This is a genomic window from Micromonospora sp. NPDC049523 (assembly GCF_040676775.1).
Taxonomy (GTDB): Bacteria; Actinomycetota; Actinomycetes; order Mycobacteriales; family Micromonosporaceae; genus Micromonospora_G.
Window position 1 is genome coordinate 297,581 of sequence record NZ_JBFAPP010000001.1, and the last position, 14,597, is coordinate 312,177.

Consider the following 14,597-nt stretch of genomic DNA (forward strand, 5'->3'; position numbering starts at 1 on the left):
GCGTCAGAGCATGGCTGCCGGCGGCTGGAGGTCCTCGCCGGTCGTACGCCGCCGCGCGTGGGCCGGGTGGTCCAGTTGTGAGCGTGCTGCCGGCGGGCTTCGCCGAAGCCCGGCGCCTCGAATGTCCACCTTCGTAAAATCGCCGCATGCCCAAGATCGTCCAGTTGCTGGCCTCGCCCGTGCATCGCTACACGGGACGCCCCGCCGACGGTCCGGCACCCGCACCACCGGGCGAGTTGGTGGAGGAGATCCGGATCCGGGAGGGCCTCGGCATCGTCGGCGACCGGTACTTCGGCAAGCCGGCCCACCGCGACGCGAGCATCACCGTGATGGCGCAGGAGTCGCTGCCGCCCGGCGCCGACCTCGTACAACTCAGGCGCAACATCCTCGTTGCCGGGGTGCCCGTCGACGACCTGGTCGGATCCGTACTGGTCCTGGACTCGGGCGACGGTCCGGTGCGCCTGCGGGTCAACCGGCGGGCGCATCCGTGCGCCTGGATGGACGTGACCGTCGGCCCCGGCACGTGGCGGGCGCTGCGGGGTAAGGGCGGCGTCCGCTGCACCCCGCTGGGCGACGGCATCCTGCGGCTCGGCCCGGTCCAGGTCACGGTCGAGAGCTAGGGCGACCAGCGGCCGGGTGGCGCGGCGACCATCCGGCCGCCGCGCCACAGGTGCGGTCTTTCGGGGTACGGGCTCAGCCCGCGCTACAGGAGACCGTCGGCCAGGTCCAGTTGCCGTTGGGCTGGATGGTGACGCCCCAGTTGTTGCCGCTGCCGTTGGGTTTGGCGCTCAACACCTGGGCGCTGGGGTAGGTGGCGTTGACGTTCCAGGTGGAGAGGACCCGCGCCGGGGACGGCACGTTCATCGTCACGGTCCAGGCGTTGGAGCCGGACACCGAGACGTTGAGGTTGTAGCGGTCGCTCCACTGCTGACCCGCGGACAGGGTCGCGGTGCAGCTACCGCCACCGCCACCGCCTCCACCACCGCCTCCACCACCGCCGGAGCCGCCCAGGGTGATGTTCGAACTTCCGCTGCTCTGGTATCCCTCGGTCGCCATGATCATGTAGTTGTGGGTGCCGAGGTTCATGCCGTTACGGGCCCACGCGTCGAAGTGGTTGCCGGAGGTGATGGTGCCGCCGGTCTTCTTCGACTGCCGGACACTCCAGTACTGGTAGAACGTTGCCGTACCGATGATCGAGGGCTGGTTGACGCGCTGCGTCTGGTAGATGTCGTACGTGCCGCCGTCGCTGGAAACCGTGCCCTTGTACGTGCCCGTCGGTCGGTAGGTACCCCAGTTGTCGACGATGTAGTACTCGATCAGCGGGTTGGTCGTCCACCCGTAGAGGGTCAGGTACGCGTTACCGGACGGGTTGAAGCTGCCCGAGTAGGTCACGCTCCGGCGTCCGCCCGTACTCCAGCCCTTGCCGGCGACGAAGTTCCCGGTGTTGCGCCACGAGGTGCTGTAGTTGCCGCCGGATCCGAGTTCCATGGAGACCGATCCGGGGCTGTCGGTCCAGAACGAGTAGAAGTAGCCGTTGTTGGTGCCGGTCTGATTCGAGGTGATGGCCGCGTACGCGATGCCGGGAAGCATCGCGGTGGCCGCCGTCATCGCTACGGCGCAGGCACTGCCGACAAGCAGCCGGGCGAGGCCGCGTCTGCGGCTGTTCGGGTGGGCCGGGGCGTCGTTCATGGGCGTGCTTCCTCCTCATGAGGGCTGGCGGGGAGACCAGGCAGCGCGATACGACCCGGCGGGGCTGCCATCGGTGGCCGGGGACACGGCCACCGCGCGTCGGCGTCGTACAACGCGGTGGGTGGGGTCCGGTCGTCGTGCGCTCGACGACCGGAGGAGCAGGTCGCGGTGGGTGACTCGGATCGACAGCAGTCGACGTCCATCGATGGCGCCAGTATTGGTACGGCTCCGTCAGCTTGTCAACAACTTCCGGAAACATTACGGAAACCTAGCCGTGGTCGTGAGCCGAGGCAGCGAGCATCCAGCCTGGTTACCACGCAGGCCGGATTGAGCGAATCTGTGCCGGGCAGACGACTCCGCCGTCACGGAAACTTGATCGACACCCGTGATGCCGAAAGTTCCGGGGATTTTCCCGGTCGCGGGCAGCCGAACGGCCCACTCGAATCCGTCCTGTGTGGACGGGACGAGCGGGCCGGTTCGGGTCCGGGCCGGGGTTCGGCTCAGCCGAAGTTGAACGCGAGCGGGAAGACGAGGACGACCGCCCAGGCCCAGACGGCGTACACGATCACGTACCGGGTCTGCCAGAGTTCCAGGCGGGCGAAGGGCATACGGCCACGGATGAAGCCGAGGAACAGCCAGGCCGACCACGCCAGGTTGGCGAGCAGGATGATGTTCTCGCCCAGCGCCGCGGTCTTGTTGGGGCTGAAACCCCATTCGGTGATCCGGCCGGTGATTGCCACCAGCACCAGGGCGTCGATGACCAGGGCGCTGACCACAAGCGCGAACTGCAGGCGGTCGAACAGACCGGGGCGAGCCATCAGGTCACGGGCGGAGATGGAGTAGAGCAGCAGGCCGAGCACGATGACGAGCAGCAGGTCGAAGAGGATGAGCGCGTCGCGCTCGACGTCGATGCCGCTGGTGGTCCAGACGATGGCGACCAGGAACGCCAGCAGGGTGGCCGCGAACAGCGGCGTGAAGACGCGGGTCAGCACCGGCGCCATGTTCTCGATGACGCTCTGCTTGGCCTCCACCAGCCATGCCGCCACGATGACCGCGGCCATCGCACCGCACGGCAACAGCCACGATTCGATGAAGCCCTCGGTGTCGAGCCCGATCGCCCGGAAGGTGCCCGCCGTGAAGGCCGTGAGCACTCCCCCGCCCAGTCCGATCAGGGCGAGGTAGATCAGCCACTCCCCGGTGAACCGGATGAAGTCCATTCGTCGCCGGTCCGAGCGCCAGTCGCCACCGACGTAGGCGACGCCGACCACCAGCCACAGCGCGAGCGGCAGATGGATCGCCGTGAGCACGAGGGTCTGCGAGTCGTCGGCCATCGGGTACGCGTTCGCCGCGACACCGCCGAGCACGAACAGCAACGCGAGCACGCCGACCGTCCGAGGGGCGACCCGCCGTTGCCAGACGAAGTACGCGGCCAGCGCCGGCAGCGCGAAGAGACTGAAATTTCGTGCGAAGAACGGGCCGTCATCCCCCGAGATGTCCAGCCCGAACAGGCTCGGCACCTTGATCGCGAGCGCCGCGACGGCCGCACAGAGCACCATGACCGGCAACTCGCGACGGGTACGGGCGGCAGCGGGCGCGTCCGGCTCACCGGGCAGTACGAGCTGCTTCCACAGCCGCTCCGAGTGTTCCCGGGCGAACTCCCGGGACAGCTCGTCGAGGCTGCCCATGCGCTTGACCGCGATGAGGAACGCCTCGTCCGTATGCAGACCCGCCTCGGTCAACTCGGTGACCCGGTTGCGCAGATGGTCCTCCAGTTCCTCGGCATCGGTGCGGTGCAACGCCCGACGGCGCTGCATGTACGCCCGCCACTGCGCGATCTGGCCCTCGAGGTCGTTGTCGCTCTCGGCGATCACAGTCCCGCCTCCAACGCCGGAGCCGGGATCGGCCTGATGGACTGCGCCGTGTTCCAGACCCCCCGCAGGGCGTCGACCACCGCGGCCCACTGCAGGCGCTGCTCGGCCAGCTCGGCCCGCCCCTGGTCGGTGATGCGGTAGTACTTGCGGCGACGTCCCCCGGGCGGCGTCTCCCAGACCGAATCGACGTGACCCAGCCGCTCCAGCCGGTGCAGCAGCGGGTAGAGCAGGCCGTCGGTCCACTCCAACTGTCCGCCCGACAGCTCGTTGACCTGCTTGAGGATCGCGTAGCCGTAGCTCTCGCCCTCGGCGAGGATCCCCAGCACGAGCGGCGTAGCCGAGGCCGCGACGAGATCCTTGGTGATGTGCATGTGACCCCCTATACCTAGAACTGCAATGCATAGTAGTTCTAGGTATAGCAGCCGCGCAATCCCGCCGCGACCAGGCCCTCCGGGTCCACCGAGCACGGTGTCCGGTTCCCGACAAGGCGGCGACGGTGGGCGACTCGGGCGATCTACGCCTAACGACAGCTTGATCCCTTGATCGGTACCTGGGTCTCGCATAGCGTCACGGCGTCGCGCCGCAGCCCCTCGTCACCGGAGTGCAGACGCAGCAGATCCTGGTATTCGACGTCGACGACCTCGATGGCAGCCCCGCCACGCTGGCGGTCGAAGTCCCGCTGTCCGGAAACCAGGAGGTCCAGTACGCGTCGGGCAACGCGGTGGTGGCCCGGAGTACGGAATCACTGCGAGCGGCACTGGGCACCGTCCAGCCGGCCCTGCGCGAAATCCGGGACGCGCTGACCGCCATCGCTCCCGACGACGTGGCACCCCCGGCCCGGGTCAGGGCGCGGCGGGTCCTCCCGTACGCGGCCGGCGTGTCCAACGGCGGAAGATGGACGGGAGCGGTGGCGGCCTCCACCACGCCGGCTCGACCGGTCGGCATTCCAGACGGCCGTCGGACCAGGACCGGATCGCCCGGTCGAGCCGCTTCGGTCGCGCACGGCGGCGCCCCAGTCCACCAGCCAGAATGCCGGACCGAGGTACAGGACGTAGACGATCAGCAGGTCGTTGCCGAGCCGATCGATCAGCAGCGGTCCGGCGATCACGGCGGCGAACAGCACCGCAACCGAGCCGAGCTTGAGCAGCCCACGCGGCACGGACCGGCCCCGGTGCAGCAGGCGGAACTCGGCGTCGGGTGACGAAGGCACGTCACCCCCTCACGGGTGCGGGCTGGTCCGCCGCCGCAACGAGCGGACCAGCCCGCCAACCGGCGCCCGGATCCGGGCGCCGGATCAGGCCGGAGAGGGCGCGTCCTCGAACTCGACGACCTCGCGCACCTCCACCTCGACCTCCTCGAACAGGTCCGCGTACCGCTGGGCGAACTCGACGGCTTCGGCCCGGTCGGCGAAGTTGAGCAGCGCGAACCCGCCGATGACCTCCTTGGCGTCGATGAACGGCCCATCGGTCGCGGTCATCGCCCCGCCCTGGGACTTGCGGACCAGCGCGCCCCTCGCCGAAGGGTGTACGCCCTCGGCCATTATCAGAATGCCCTTGTCGACCGAGTCCTGGATGAACGCACCCAGCTTCTCGATGAACTCCTGGCTTGGATTCCACGCCTCCGGTGCACGCTCGTCGAGCCGGTGCATCATCAGAAACCGCATTGCCGCTCCCTTGTCGTATCCGGCTGAGGTCCGGACGCTCCCGGACGCGTTGACCAGCCGTCTCATACCCGTCGAACGGCTGCCCGCCGATTCGACACCTCCCCGGAAAATTGTTTCTCGGGAAGGGCGGCGCCCGTCGGCCGACACCCTCCTGGTCCCGTCACGGCGAGCGGGCCGGGTCGAAAATCATGTCGAGGTGCGCGTCCAGGACGCTCAGGGCCTGCTCGGCGGTGTACTGGCCGCCGAGCAGGTATACCCCCAGCCCTTCCATGAGCGCCAGCAGGCCGGCGGCGGCGTCACCGGCCTCCGGTCCGGGCAGGATGCTCGCGAGGAAGCCCACCATCTGCCCGGTGTCCTCGCGCAGACCGGTGGCGGCCGCCGGGCGTACGGCGGTGTAGGCGAGGAACGCCAGTGCCACCCGCCCGTCGTCGCGCGTGTGCTCGTCGAGCGGCAACAGCGCCGCGACGATCGTACGCAGCAGCGCCCGAGGCGACGGTCGCTCGCCCAGCCGCGCCACCGCCTCGGTGACCCGGACCTGGTTGCGCTCGCGTACGACCGACAGCGCGAAAGTCATCATCTCGTCCTTGGTGCGGAAGTAGTGCTGCACCATTCCCGAGGAGACGCCGGCCTCGGCCGCCACGTGCCGCAGGCTGACCGCTTCCAGTCCCTGGTCCGCGGCGACCCGCATCAGCGCGTCCGCGATGAGCGTCCGCCGCTCCAGGTGGTCGACCTTCTTCGGCATGGGATCGATGCTTTCACAGTGCGGATGTATCGGCGCTTACCGCCCGCACCCTCCGGACGAAGGCGTCGGGATCGTCGGCGTAGAGGCGCACTTCGTCGACCGGCTCGGTCTCGCCGTTGGGCAGTGCGAAGGTCGCCGTACGACGCAGCCGTACGTCGACGCTGGTCTGGCTGCCGACCACGATGTGCAGCACCCGACGGTCACCCACCTGCTCGACCTGGACCGACTTGCCCGACGGCATCGAGCGGTAACTCCTGCTCACCGTCGCGATGTTCTCCCTCGGCACGGTGAAGTCGATGCCCGCACCCACCCGTACCCGGATGCCCCGGTCGCCGACGACGTGCGGATGGATCTTGATGCTGGCGAAGAAGCCGATCATCCAGAGCAGCCCCCAGACGCTGAGCCCGAGCATGATCCAACGGGCCGGCTGCCAGGGCACGACGTTGCGGATGATCAGGTCGAGGATCGGTATCTCGACAACCGACAGGCCGATGAAAACGCCGAGGATCGGCTTGATCACCCCGAGGTAGCCGAACGGTTCGTCGCCCGGGGCCAGGGGCAGCGGCCGGCGCAGCGCCCACACGTACATGCTGCGCCACATCGCGGCCTCGGTCACCGCTGCCCGGCGCACCAACGAGGCGGCCTTTGCCCTGGTCGGGGTCCTGGTGGTGGTCGGGGTCCCGGTGTCGGTCATGGTCGTCGTCCTCACGGCAGTGGCGGGTCTCGGCCTGGCGGTCCGGCGCAGCGGCGGCGGTGCCGGGCGACGGTCTGGTTCGGGTGGGAGGGCTCGTCGGTCAGCGGAGGGTGACCGTGCCGGCCGCCCCGTCGACGGTGACGAGCTGACCGGTGGAGATCTTCCTGGTGCGGTACGCGATCGCGCGGGTGCCGTGCAGCGAGTCCCAGCACTTCGTGATCGCGGCGACCAGCTCGGGGACGTCGGTGACGTCGAGGACGCTGTCCTGCTGTCCGGCGAAACTCGCGTCCGGCAGGTCCTCCGCGGTCGCACTCGAGCGAACCGCGACCGGACCCGCGCCGAGCCGCTCGTACGCCTCGACGATCGCCGCCTGGGGAAGCAGACCCAGCCGGTGGGCCTCGGTGGTGACGCAGAACCCCTGCGGCACCTGTTCGCCCTGCCGGATCAACTCCCCCAGGCCGGCCGCCTTGCCTCCGACCAGGTCGACCAGGTCGGCGGTCACCTCGGCCAACGGGATCACGCGCATCTGCCACCCCCCTGTTCGCAATGCAACTGCAACGCATCCCACGATACCCAGATGACAATGCGACTGCAACGCAAAAAGTGGCGACGGTCGTCAGGCAGACTGTGGCGGTGACGAGCGTCGGTACCGTGCGCAGCTACTTCACGGACGAGGGCTGGGGCGTCATCGACTCCCCGGACGTCCCCGGCGGGTGCTGGGTCGGCTTCTCCGCCATCGCGATGGCGGGATACCGGCGGTTGGTGCAGGGACAGCGCGTTTCGTTCCGAGCCGAGCCGGCCGACCAGGACGGTTACGCCTTCCGGGCGGTGAAGGTCTGGACGGGGAACGACGAGCCGCCCGACCAAGCCCCGGTCCAGGACAGCTCCGGCGCGTACCGGAGCTGGTTGAGCCTGACCTTCGACAACGAGCCGACCCGGGATCAGCCGGGCAGCGCCTACGCCTGAGACCGCAGCGCCTCGAATCGTTGCGCGAACGCGGAGAGCTGGTCCCGTTGCTCCTGCGGGTCGGCCGAGGCGGGACTGACCACGATGCGGGTCACTCCCTGTGCGGCGAGCGCCTCGACCGCTTCGAGCGGCATGTCGACGGAACCCCATCGGGTGTATTCGAGCGCCTGCGGGTCGCGGCCGGCCGAGACGGCGCTCGACCGGACCAGGTCCCACTGGACCGCACGCTCCTCGGCGGTGAGGGCACCACCGGGAAAGTAGCCGTCGCCACGAGCGCCGGCCCGACGCGCCGCCGGCCGGCTCGAACCACCGACGTGGATCGGCAGGCGGGTGACACCGAGCGGCTTCGGGTAGCTGCTCAGCTCGTCGAAGTCGAAGAACTCGCCGTGGAAGCCGACCCCGGTGTCGTCACCCTCCCAGAGCAGCCGCAGTACGTCGATCGCCTCGTCGGCGCGGCGTCCCCGGCTGGCGAAGTCCACGCCGAGTGCCCGCGCCTGGCCGGACAGGGTGCCGAGCCCCACGGTCAGCAGCCGCATGCGGCCCTTGGAGAGCACGTCGATGGTGGCGAGACGTTTCGCCAGCAGCACGGGATGGTGGTACGGCAACAGCAGCACACCCGTACCGAGCAGGATTTGTCGGGTGTGCGCGGCGACGAAGTTCAGGCAGTCGAGCGGGTCGCCGTACGGCAGCGACGGCGGCACCGGCATCGCCCCGAACGTCGCACCGGGATAGAGCACGACGTGCTCGGGCAGGTAGATGGCCTCGAACCCGCATTCCTCGGCGTGCTGCGCGAAGCGCACGATCCGGTCCGGGTCCACGCCGTAGAACGGTGTGCTGTAGCTGGTCGCGAACTTCATGGTCGCCCCCTCCGCTGGTCGCAGCGACGCTAAACCCTGCCGTCGGCGTCAAGGCAACAAACGACCCGCTGCCGCTGGCGCGGATGCGTACCGGTGGACCGATCCGGGTACCAGGGGAAAGCCGCCGGCCGGTGTGCGTACGCCTGCGACGATTCAGACAGATCCAGGGGGTGCTCATGTTTCTGATCTTCGGCTTGCGTACGAAGGCCCAGCGGCTGGGGACGGTGCTGATGGCCTGCCGGGTGTGCGGGCAGCCCGGAAACCTGCTGGTGGTCCGCGAGGTCACCAAGCTGAGCCTGTTCTTCGTCCCACTGATCCCGGTCAGGACGAAGTACGTGGTGCAGTGCGTGAATCCGTACTGCGGCGACCGGACGAAGGTGAGCGCCGGGGAGGCACGCCGCCTGCTCGCCACCGGGGTGGGTTCGGCGCGCTGACCGTCTTCGGGCGGCCGGCGCCGGTCAGTCCTCCGGGACCGAGTCGATCACCGAAACCAGTACGCCACGCGCCTGCTCCAGGTCGCGGATCATGCCGTCGATGCGCGCCTTTTCGACCAGCAGGCTGGACCGCAGCGCAGGCGAGGGCCGACCTTCGAAGCAGGGCAGCAGCTCGGCGATCTTCTCGCTGCACAACGCCGCCGAATACAGCCGCTGGATCAGTTCGACCCGGCCCACCGCGTCGTGGTGATAGCGGCGCTGCCCGCCGGAGGTCCGCTCGCTGCTCAGCAACCCCTGTTGTTCGTAGTAGCGCAGCGAGCGAACGCTGACACCGCTCGCGGTGGCGAGTTCACCGATCCGCACCGTCGCTCCGTCCCCGACACTTGCACCTGACACCCATGTCAGGTTCTAACATACGCGGCATGCCCGAGAACACAGGATCCAACGAGGTACGTCAACTTCGCGTGGTCGTCGAAGCGGCGGACTACGAAGCCGCCCTGGCCCTGTACCGGGACGTGCTGGGACTCCAGCCGGAAGCCGCCTTCGCTGGCGAGGGCGACGCCCGGGTGGTCATCCTCGACGCGGGTCGGGCGACGCTCGAACTCGCCAACCCGGCGCAACGGGCGATGATCGACGCTGTCGAGGTCGGACGGCCGGTCAGTCCGCACATCCGCCTCGCGTTCGAGGTGCAGGACACGACTGCCGCGACCGAGGCGCTGGTCGGGGCCGGCGCCGAGCTTGTCGCCCCGCCGACCCGGACACCGTGGAACTCGCTGAACGCGCGGCTCGAAACCCCCGGTGATCTCCAGATCACGCTGTTCCAGGAACTCGGCGTGCCGGGTGCCGGGGACGGGTCCGCGACACGGGCCGAGGTTCCGTTCGCGCTCGTGGACGTGTTCGGCGACGCCCCGCTCACCGGTAACCCGCTCGCGATCGTGGACCTCACCGACTGGGACCAACCGGTGGACGAGTCCTGGTACCCGACCGTCGCCCGCGAACTCAACCAGTCCGAAACCACGTTCGTCCTGCCCGGACGCGACGGCGCCGTACGGGAACTGCGGTCGTTCACCGCCGGTGGGGTGGAGGTCTTCGGCGCCGGTCACAACGCACTGGGCGCCTGGTGGTGGCTGCTGGACTCGGGCCGCCTGACCCGCCCCGCACCCGGTACGGAGATCATCCAACGGATCGGCGGCCGGAACCTGCCCGTGGTGGTCAGGAACGACGGCTATCTGGACATGCGCCAGAGCGCAGCCCGCTTCGGCGCGTACGCCGATCCCGACCTCGTCGCCCGCGCGGTCGGCCTCGGCCGCGACGACCTCTCCGAGGTGCTGCCACCGCAGGTGGTGGACACCGGGGCCGACCACCTGATGGTTATCCTCCGCGGCCGCGACGCGCTGGCGGCGGCCACACCGGACAAGCCGGCGTTGATCGCCGTCGCGCAGAGCGTCGCGGCGCAGGGCATCTACCTTGCCTGGTTGGACGGCGACGAGCGGCAGCCGACCGTGCACGCGCGGTTCTTCAACCCGGGCATGGGACTCGACGAGGACCCGGCCACCGGCAGCGCGGCGGGCCCGCTGGCCGCGCTGCTGCACCGTCACGAACTGCTCGACACAGACGAGGAACTCACCATCGTCCAGGGCGAGAAGATGGGACGCCGCAGCACCATCCACGCAACCGTCGACCGGGACGACGTGGTCGCCGTATCCGGCCGCGGTTCGCTGACCGTACGCGGAAGCATCCACCCGCCGGGCCCGGTCCAGCCGTAGCCGCCGGTACCGAAATCCGGGATGGCGGAGCGGCCTATGATCGCATCGGGTGCGATCGACGGGGGTCTACAGTGCCTGACGGAGTCACGGATTCGGGGTCGGTGGACAGACTCGGGCGGTTGCGGCGACCGTGGCGGCGGTGGCGGACCCACCGCTACGAGCGCAACGCGCTGGGATACAGCGCGTCCGGCTTCCATCCGTACGCCATCCAACTCGCCGGACGATCCGTGGACCGGTGGCGCCCATTCGCCGCCAGGTACCCGGCCCGGTTGGCGAGGGCGCTCGCCGTGCAGGCGGCGTGCCTGCACGTACGCGGGAAAACCGGGGAGTCGTCGAGGATCCTCGACGAATGCCTCGGCCTCTGCGCCCGTGCGTACGGACCGGCGGCACTGCCGGACCTGCGGCGCGTTGCGTACCTGCTGGCGCGAACCGGCCGGCCCGACGACGCGCTGATCCTGATCGAGCGGGTGGTCGCCGAGGCCCGGTCGGGTCCGCCCGGCGAACTGACCCGGTCCCTGGTCGAATACGGCCGCCAACTGCTGCACGGCGACCGCCCCCGGGACGCGGTCGCCGTGCTGCGAGAGGCGGGCGCGTACGCCCGCCCCACCAGTGATGCCGGGTCGCAGGCGCGTTACCTGCTGCTCATCGCACTCGGCGAGTCCGGCCGGTACCACGAGATGGAGCAGAACGTCGCACGGGACCTGCCGCTGTTTGCCAGGCTCGCTCGGCTCAACGTGCTCGAACGCAAGCGCTACGTCAGCCTGCTCGCCGCGCTGGCCCGCTATCGGTCGGCGGCGGGCACTGAGACCCGGAGCCCGGACACCGAGGCGCTGTTGCAGGCCCAGCAGGACATCCTGCACCGGCAGGTGGCCCGCCGCACTTCGATCTGGACGGGAATCGGTGCGCTCCTGGGCCGAAAGCCCGATCACCGCGCCGAAGACTCCTGAACGTCCGGAGGAGCGCCCGTCGGTCGGACGCTCCCCCGGTTGCCAGGTCACCCACTGCCGAGCCGCGGGTCCCCTATCGGAACTGGAAGTAGGTCCGGAACTGCTTACCGTCGTCGAGCGAGAGGACGAACTCGCGGCAGGTGCCGGCCCAGCTCCGATCCGTCTTCCACGGGTAGGTGTAGCGACCACGCCCATCCGGCGACAGCTTGGACCGGCCGGGCGTCTCCGCCTTGACCGGCAGCGGCCCCGGCGTGACGGTCCCGTCCGGGTTGACGGTCGCCAGGGTCGTGCAGTCGACCAGCCGCGAGTACGGCGAGTTGCTGGCGAGGATGTCCCGATCACGGTCATGGTCGCGACCGCGGTCATGGTCGCGGCCGAGGTCGAACTGCATCGGTGCGGTGGAGCCCGCCTTGACGCTGTTGAGCGTCGGCTTGGCCGACCGGTTGGTGAACGGCCGCTCGCACGCCGGGTGCGTGTCGTACGCACCGGAGTTGTCGTCCCGGCCGGTGGTGCCCTGGACTGCGCTGTAGCCGAGGCCACGACGGGCGAACGAGGCCCACAGGGTGCAGTTGTTCTCGCCCCCGGTCAGCGCCGCGTCCGCGGCGATGATCGCGTCCCGGCCGACCACGAATCCGGGCGCACAACCCTGGATCTTCAACCCGTCGATGACCAGTTGCATGGCCAGGTTGTTGCCGCCGGTGTTCCACCGTCCGTACGCGTTGCGGTTGAGCCCGTGCCGGTCGATCAGGTCCCAGGTCATGTCCCACAGGACCGCCGCCCAGCCGTGGCCGATGCCGTGCGGTGCGGCCAGCGAGGTGCCGTCGAGCCAGGCACCGGTCTTGATGCTGTCGTAGGTGAACGGCTGGATCTCCATGTTCCGTGAGTACGGCCGAGGCCGGAAGCCGTCACCGGAACGGCTGTCGGCGAACTGGGCGTACTGGCCGTAGCCGCGCGGGCCCTCGGGGTCGTCGAGATCCGGGTTGATCAGCGACACGATCGCGAGGAAGTCGCTCCACCCCTCGCCCATCTGTTCCTGCCCGCTGAGGCAGTTGACGTTCGGGCCACCGGTCAGCCGGTTCGAGACGCCGTGACCGTACTCGTGGAAGATCGTCTCCGACCGGAAGGCGGCGTCGCGCATCGCCGGTCGGTCGACGTTGCGGTGCACCCGGCCGGACGCCGGCAGGGCGGCCCGCAGGGTGGTGCCGTCGGCCTGGCTCACCATCACGGCGGGGATGCCGACCGGTGGGCTCATCGAACCGTTCATCACCACCGGGGCGCCGGCCGCGTTGTTGACGACGACCACCGCGACCGCGCCGGCGGTCTCGGCGTTGACCACCTGCGTGTAGTAGTTGCAGGTGCTGCTGCGCTCGACCAGGGCGATCGACCCGGCCGGCAGGCCGTACGCGGTGCAGCCGTCGCCCGCCGCGTCCACGCCGTCGTCCACCGCGACAACCTGGCCGCCGAAGCCGGCGTTGGTGGGCGCGGGGGTGAACCGGGCGTACTCGGCCTCGTAGGTGGTGGCAGCGGTGCCCGAGCCGATGGTCACCGCGTTCGGGAGCCCGAACTGGTTGCCCGGCCAGAGGAACATCTGCATCCGGGGTGCGGCGCCGTCCTGGGCGGGGGTGGAAAAGTTGGCGTTGTTCTGGCCGGAGCCGTCCTGCGCCTCGCACCGGACGTCGTCGCCGCCGACACCGCCGCGCTCGTAGTTGTTGACCTGGAAGTTTCCGCCGACCTCGTCGAAGCCGTACCGGTAGGTCAGGTCGTGCACGATGTTGCACCAGTAGAAGAGGTTCGCCACCGCCGCGTCGGTGTAGGTCTGCGGCTGCTGGTTCAGGTCGGCCGGGAAGTTGAAGTCGAGACCGGGGCCGCCGTCGGGCACGCTGTTCGGATCGGGCTGGTTGTTGGCGTCCCGGTCGGCGTACGCGCGGACGTTGTTGCCCTGTGTGGTGCTGGACTCCGCGCCGGCCACGCCGTCGGTGTCGTGCCAGCCGTACGGGGAAGCCGTCGCGTCGGCCGGGTTGGTCACCAGGCTGCGCGGACCCTCGTTCGGGTCGTTCTTCGGGAAGGTGAAGACGCGGTAGCTCGAACCGTCGTCGACCCGCACGGGCGGGAACTGCGGCCGGACGTCGACCGGGCGGGTCGAGCCGTTCGGGGCGGTACGGCGGCCCAGCGTGCTGGCCAACTGCTCGGGCGCGTCATGGGTGGTCCAGTCGTCCACGTTGAGCACGGCGCCGGTCGTACCGTCGACGGTGGCGTTCCAGAGGTGGGCGTCGGCGGAGTCGTCGATGACCAGTTGCCAGGCGAGACGCAGGCCCGCGTCGGTGCGCTGCCAGCCGAGCCGGGCCGGGATCGGCTGCCCGGAGACGCCGCTACCGGAGACCACGGTACGGCGGGCGGGTCCGGCGTCGCGGTCGAGCACCTGCGGGGCGGCCGGAGCGGGCAGGTCGAGCGCCTTGGCAGCGGCTTCGACCGCGGCGGGCGCGTCCAGCACCGCGGTGCCCGACGGCTGCTCCGCCAAGCCGGGGGTCAGGGTGTGGCCGACGAAGACGACACTGCCGTCCCGGGCGATGCTGACCGTCGCCGTCGCGCCGAAGACCTCCAGTTCCTCGAACCGCTGGGACAGGTTGACGTGTGTCAACCCGTTGTGCTCGCTGGTGTAGCTGGAGGAGACGACAAGGTCACCGAGGTCGGCCGCGGTCACCCCGTACCGGGTGGGATTCGTACGGAGGTAGTCGATCGCGATGCTCTCGGGCTTGCCCTGGTTCGGGCCGGTGAGGAACAGGGGGTTGCGGTCCTGCGTACTCGATTGGCCTGCGCTGTTGTCCGGTGCGGCCGAGGCGGGCTGTGCTGCCATCGGCGCCAGGACCGCGACCAGCGCGGTGACCAGCGCAAATGAGGTGTGACGGCGGACCGGAGTGAGAGGTGGAAATAGCGGCACCGGTGCTCCCTTCGTTGCGTGGATACGAGG

The 14,597-nt window shown here is 69.6% G+C and carries 16 protein-coding genes; 6 read left to right on the plus strand and 10 right to left on the minus strand.

Features of this window, described 5'->3' with window-relative positions; all coding sequences use genetic code 11:
* Nucleotides 1-146: 146 nt before the first annotated feature.
* Entirely contained in the window at nucleotides 147-620 is a 474-nt protein-coding gene (locus AB0J90_RS01315; protein WP_363590908.1) for a molybdenum cofactor biosysynthesis protein, read from the plus strand.
* Nucleotides 621-693: 73 nt separating this feature from the next.
* Here AB0J90_RS01315 and AB0J90_RS01320 read toward each other — a convergent pair whose 3' ends face one another.
* The 3 genes from AB0J90_RS01320 to AB0J90_RS01330 all read right to left on the minus strand — a co-directional run bounded on the left by AB0J90_RS01320 (nucleotide 694) and on the right by AB0J90_RS01330 (nucleotide 3,931).
* Nucleotides 694-1,689, minus strand: coding sequence for a glycoside hydrolase family 11 protein (locus tag AB0J90_RS01320; protein ID WP_363590910.1), 996 nt, complete (start codon nucleotides 1,687-1,689; stop codon nucleotides 694-696).
* Between the two features lie 500 nt (nucleotides 1,690-2,189).
* Nucleotides 2,190-3,560, minus strand: coding sequence for a permease prefix domain 1-containing protein (locus AB0J90_RS01325; protein WP_363590912.1), 1,371 nt, complete (start codon nucleotides 3,558-3,560; stop codon nucleotides 2,190-2,192).
* Nucleotides 3,557-3,931, minus strand: coding sequence for a PadR family transcriptional regulator (locus AB0J90_RS01330; protein WP_363590914.1), 375 nt, complete (start codon nucleotides 3,929-3,931; stop codon nucleotides 3,557-3,559). The genes AB0J90_RS01325 and AB0J90_RS01330 overlap by 4 nt, the downstream gene beginning before the upstream one ends.
* Before the next feature lie 230 nt (nucleotides 3,932-4,161).
* Here AB0J90_RS01330 and AB0J90_RS01335 point away from each other — a divergent pair, with 230 nt between their 5' ends.
* Nucleotides 4,162-4,761, plus strand: coding sequence for a hypothetical protein (locus tag AB0J90_RS01335; RefSeq protein WP_363590916.1), 600 nt, complete (start codon nucleotides 4,162-4,164; stop codon nucleotides 4,759-4,761).
* A gap of 93 nt (nucleotides 4,762-4,854) precedes the next feature.
* Here AB0J90_RS01335 and AB0J90_RS01340 read toward each other — a convergent pair whose 3' ends face one another.
* The 4 genes from AB0J90_RS01340 to AB0J90_RS01355 all read right to left on the minus strand — a co-directional run bounded on the left by AB0J90_RS01340 (nucleotide 4,855) and on the right by AB0J90_RS01355 (nucleotide 7,185).
* Entirely contained in the window at nucleotides 4,855-5,223 is a 369-nt protein-coding gene (locus AB0J90_RS01340; RefSeq protein ID WP_363590918.1) for a YciI family protein, read from the minus strand.
* A 160-nt stretch (nucleotides 5,224-5,383) separates the two neighbouring features.
* Nucleotides 5,384-5,965: a TetR/AcrR family transcriptional regulator gene (locus tag AB0J90_RS01345; protein WP_363590920.1), complete on the minus strand. Its 582-nt coding sequence runs from the start codon at nucleotides 5,963-5,965 to the stop codon at nucleotides 5,384-5,386.
* A gap of 13 nt (nucleotides 5,966-5,978) precedes the next feature.
* On the minus strand, nucleotides 5,979-6,659 hold the full coding sequence (locus AB0J90_RS01350) for a hypothetical protein (protein ID WP_363590922.1): 681 nt from the start codon (nucleotides 6,657-6,659) through the stop codon (nucleotides 5,979-5,981).
* A 100-nt stretch (nucleotides 6,660-6,759) separates the two neighbouring features.
* Nucleotides 6,760-7,185, minus strand: coding sequence for a PEP/pyruvate-binding domain-containing protein (locus tag AB0J90_RS01355; RefSeq protein WP_363590924.1), 426 nt, complete (start codon nucleotides 7,183-7,185; stop codon nucleotides 6,760-6,762).
* A 107-nt stretch (nucleotides 7,186-7,292) separates the two neighbouring features.
* On the opposite strand from AB0J90_RS01355, the gene AB0J90_RS01360 reads away from it, so the two are divergent.
* A complete protein-coding gene (locus AB0J90_RS01360) occupies nucleotides 7,293-7,625 on the plus strand; it encodes a cold shock domain-containing protein (RefSeq protein WP_363590926.1) in 333 nt (110 codons plus the stop codon).
* Here AB0J90_RS01360 and AB0J90_RS01365 read toward each other — a convergent pair.
* On the minus strand, nucleotides 7,616-8,482 hold the full coding sequence (locus tag AB0J90_RS01365) for a TIGR03619 family F420-dependent LLM class oxidoreductase (protein ID WP_363590928.1): 867 nt from the start codon (nucleotides 8,480-8,482) through the stop codon (nucleotides 7,616-7,618). The two genes, AB0J90_RS01360 and AB0J90_RS01365, sit on opposite strands and share 10 nt — an antisense overlap.
* Before the next feature lie 176 nt (nucleotides 8,483-8,658).
* Between AB0J90_RS01365 and AB0J90_RS01370 the strand changes: the two genes are divergently transcribed.
* Entirely contained in the window at nucleotides 8,659-8,916 is a 258-nt protein-coding gene (locus tag AB0J90_RS01370) for a zinc-ribbon domain-containing protein (RefSeq protein WP_363590930.1), read from the plus strand.
* A gap of 24 nt (nucleotides 8,917-8,940) precedes the next feature.
* On the opposite strand, the gene AB0J90_RS01375 is transcribed toward AB0J90_RS01370, so the two are convergent.
* On the minus strand, nucleotides 8,941-9,279 hold the full coding sequence (locus AB0J90_RS01375) for a MerR family transcriptional regulator (RefSeq protein ID WP_363590932.1): 339 nt from the start codon (nucleotides 9,277-9,279) through the stop codon (nucleotides 8,941-8,943).
* Between the two features lie 59 nt (nucleotides 9,280-9,338).
* Here AB0J90_RS01375 and AB0J90_RS01380 point away from each other — a divergent pair, with 59 nt between their 5' ends.
* Nucleotides 9,339-10,682: a PhzF family phenazine biosynthesis isomerase gene (locus AB0J90_RS01380; RefSeq protein WP_363590934.1), complete on the plus strand. Its 1,344-nt coding sequence runs from the start codon at nucleotides 9,339-9,341 to the stop codon at nucleotides 10,680-10,682.
* Nucleotides 10,683-10,783: 101 nt separating this feature from the next.
* On the plus strand, nucleotides 10,784-11,629 hold the full coding sequence (locus AB0J90_RS01385) for a hypothetical protein (RefSeq protein ID WP_363590936.1): 846 nt from the start codon (nucleotides 10,784-10,786) through the stop codon (nucleotides 11,627-11,629).
* A 73-nt stretch (nucleotides 11,630-11,702) separates the two neighbouring features.
* Here the strand turns inward: AB0J90_RS01385 and AB0J90_RS01390 are convergent, their stop codons facing one another.
* The gene (locus tag AB0J90_RS01390; RefSeq protein WP_363590938.1) at nucleotides 11,703-14,483 is read right to left on the minus strand and encodes a M36 family metallopeptidase; all 2,781 of its coding nucleotides are present in this window, start codon (nucleotides 14,481-14,483) and stop codon (nucleotides 11,703-11,705) included.
* Between the last annotated feature and the right edge of the window lie 114 nt (nucleotides 14,484-14,597).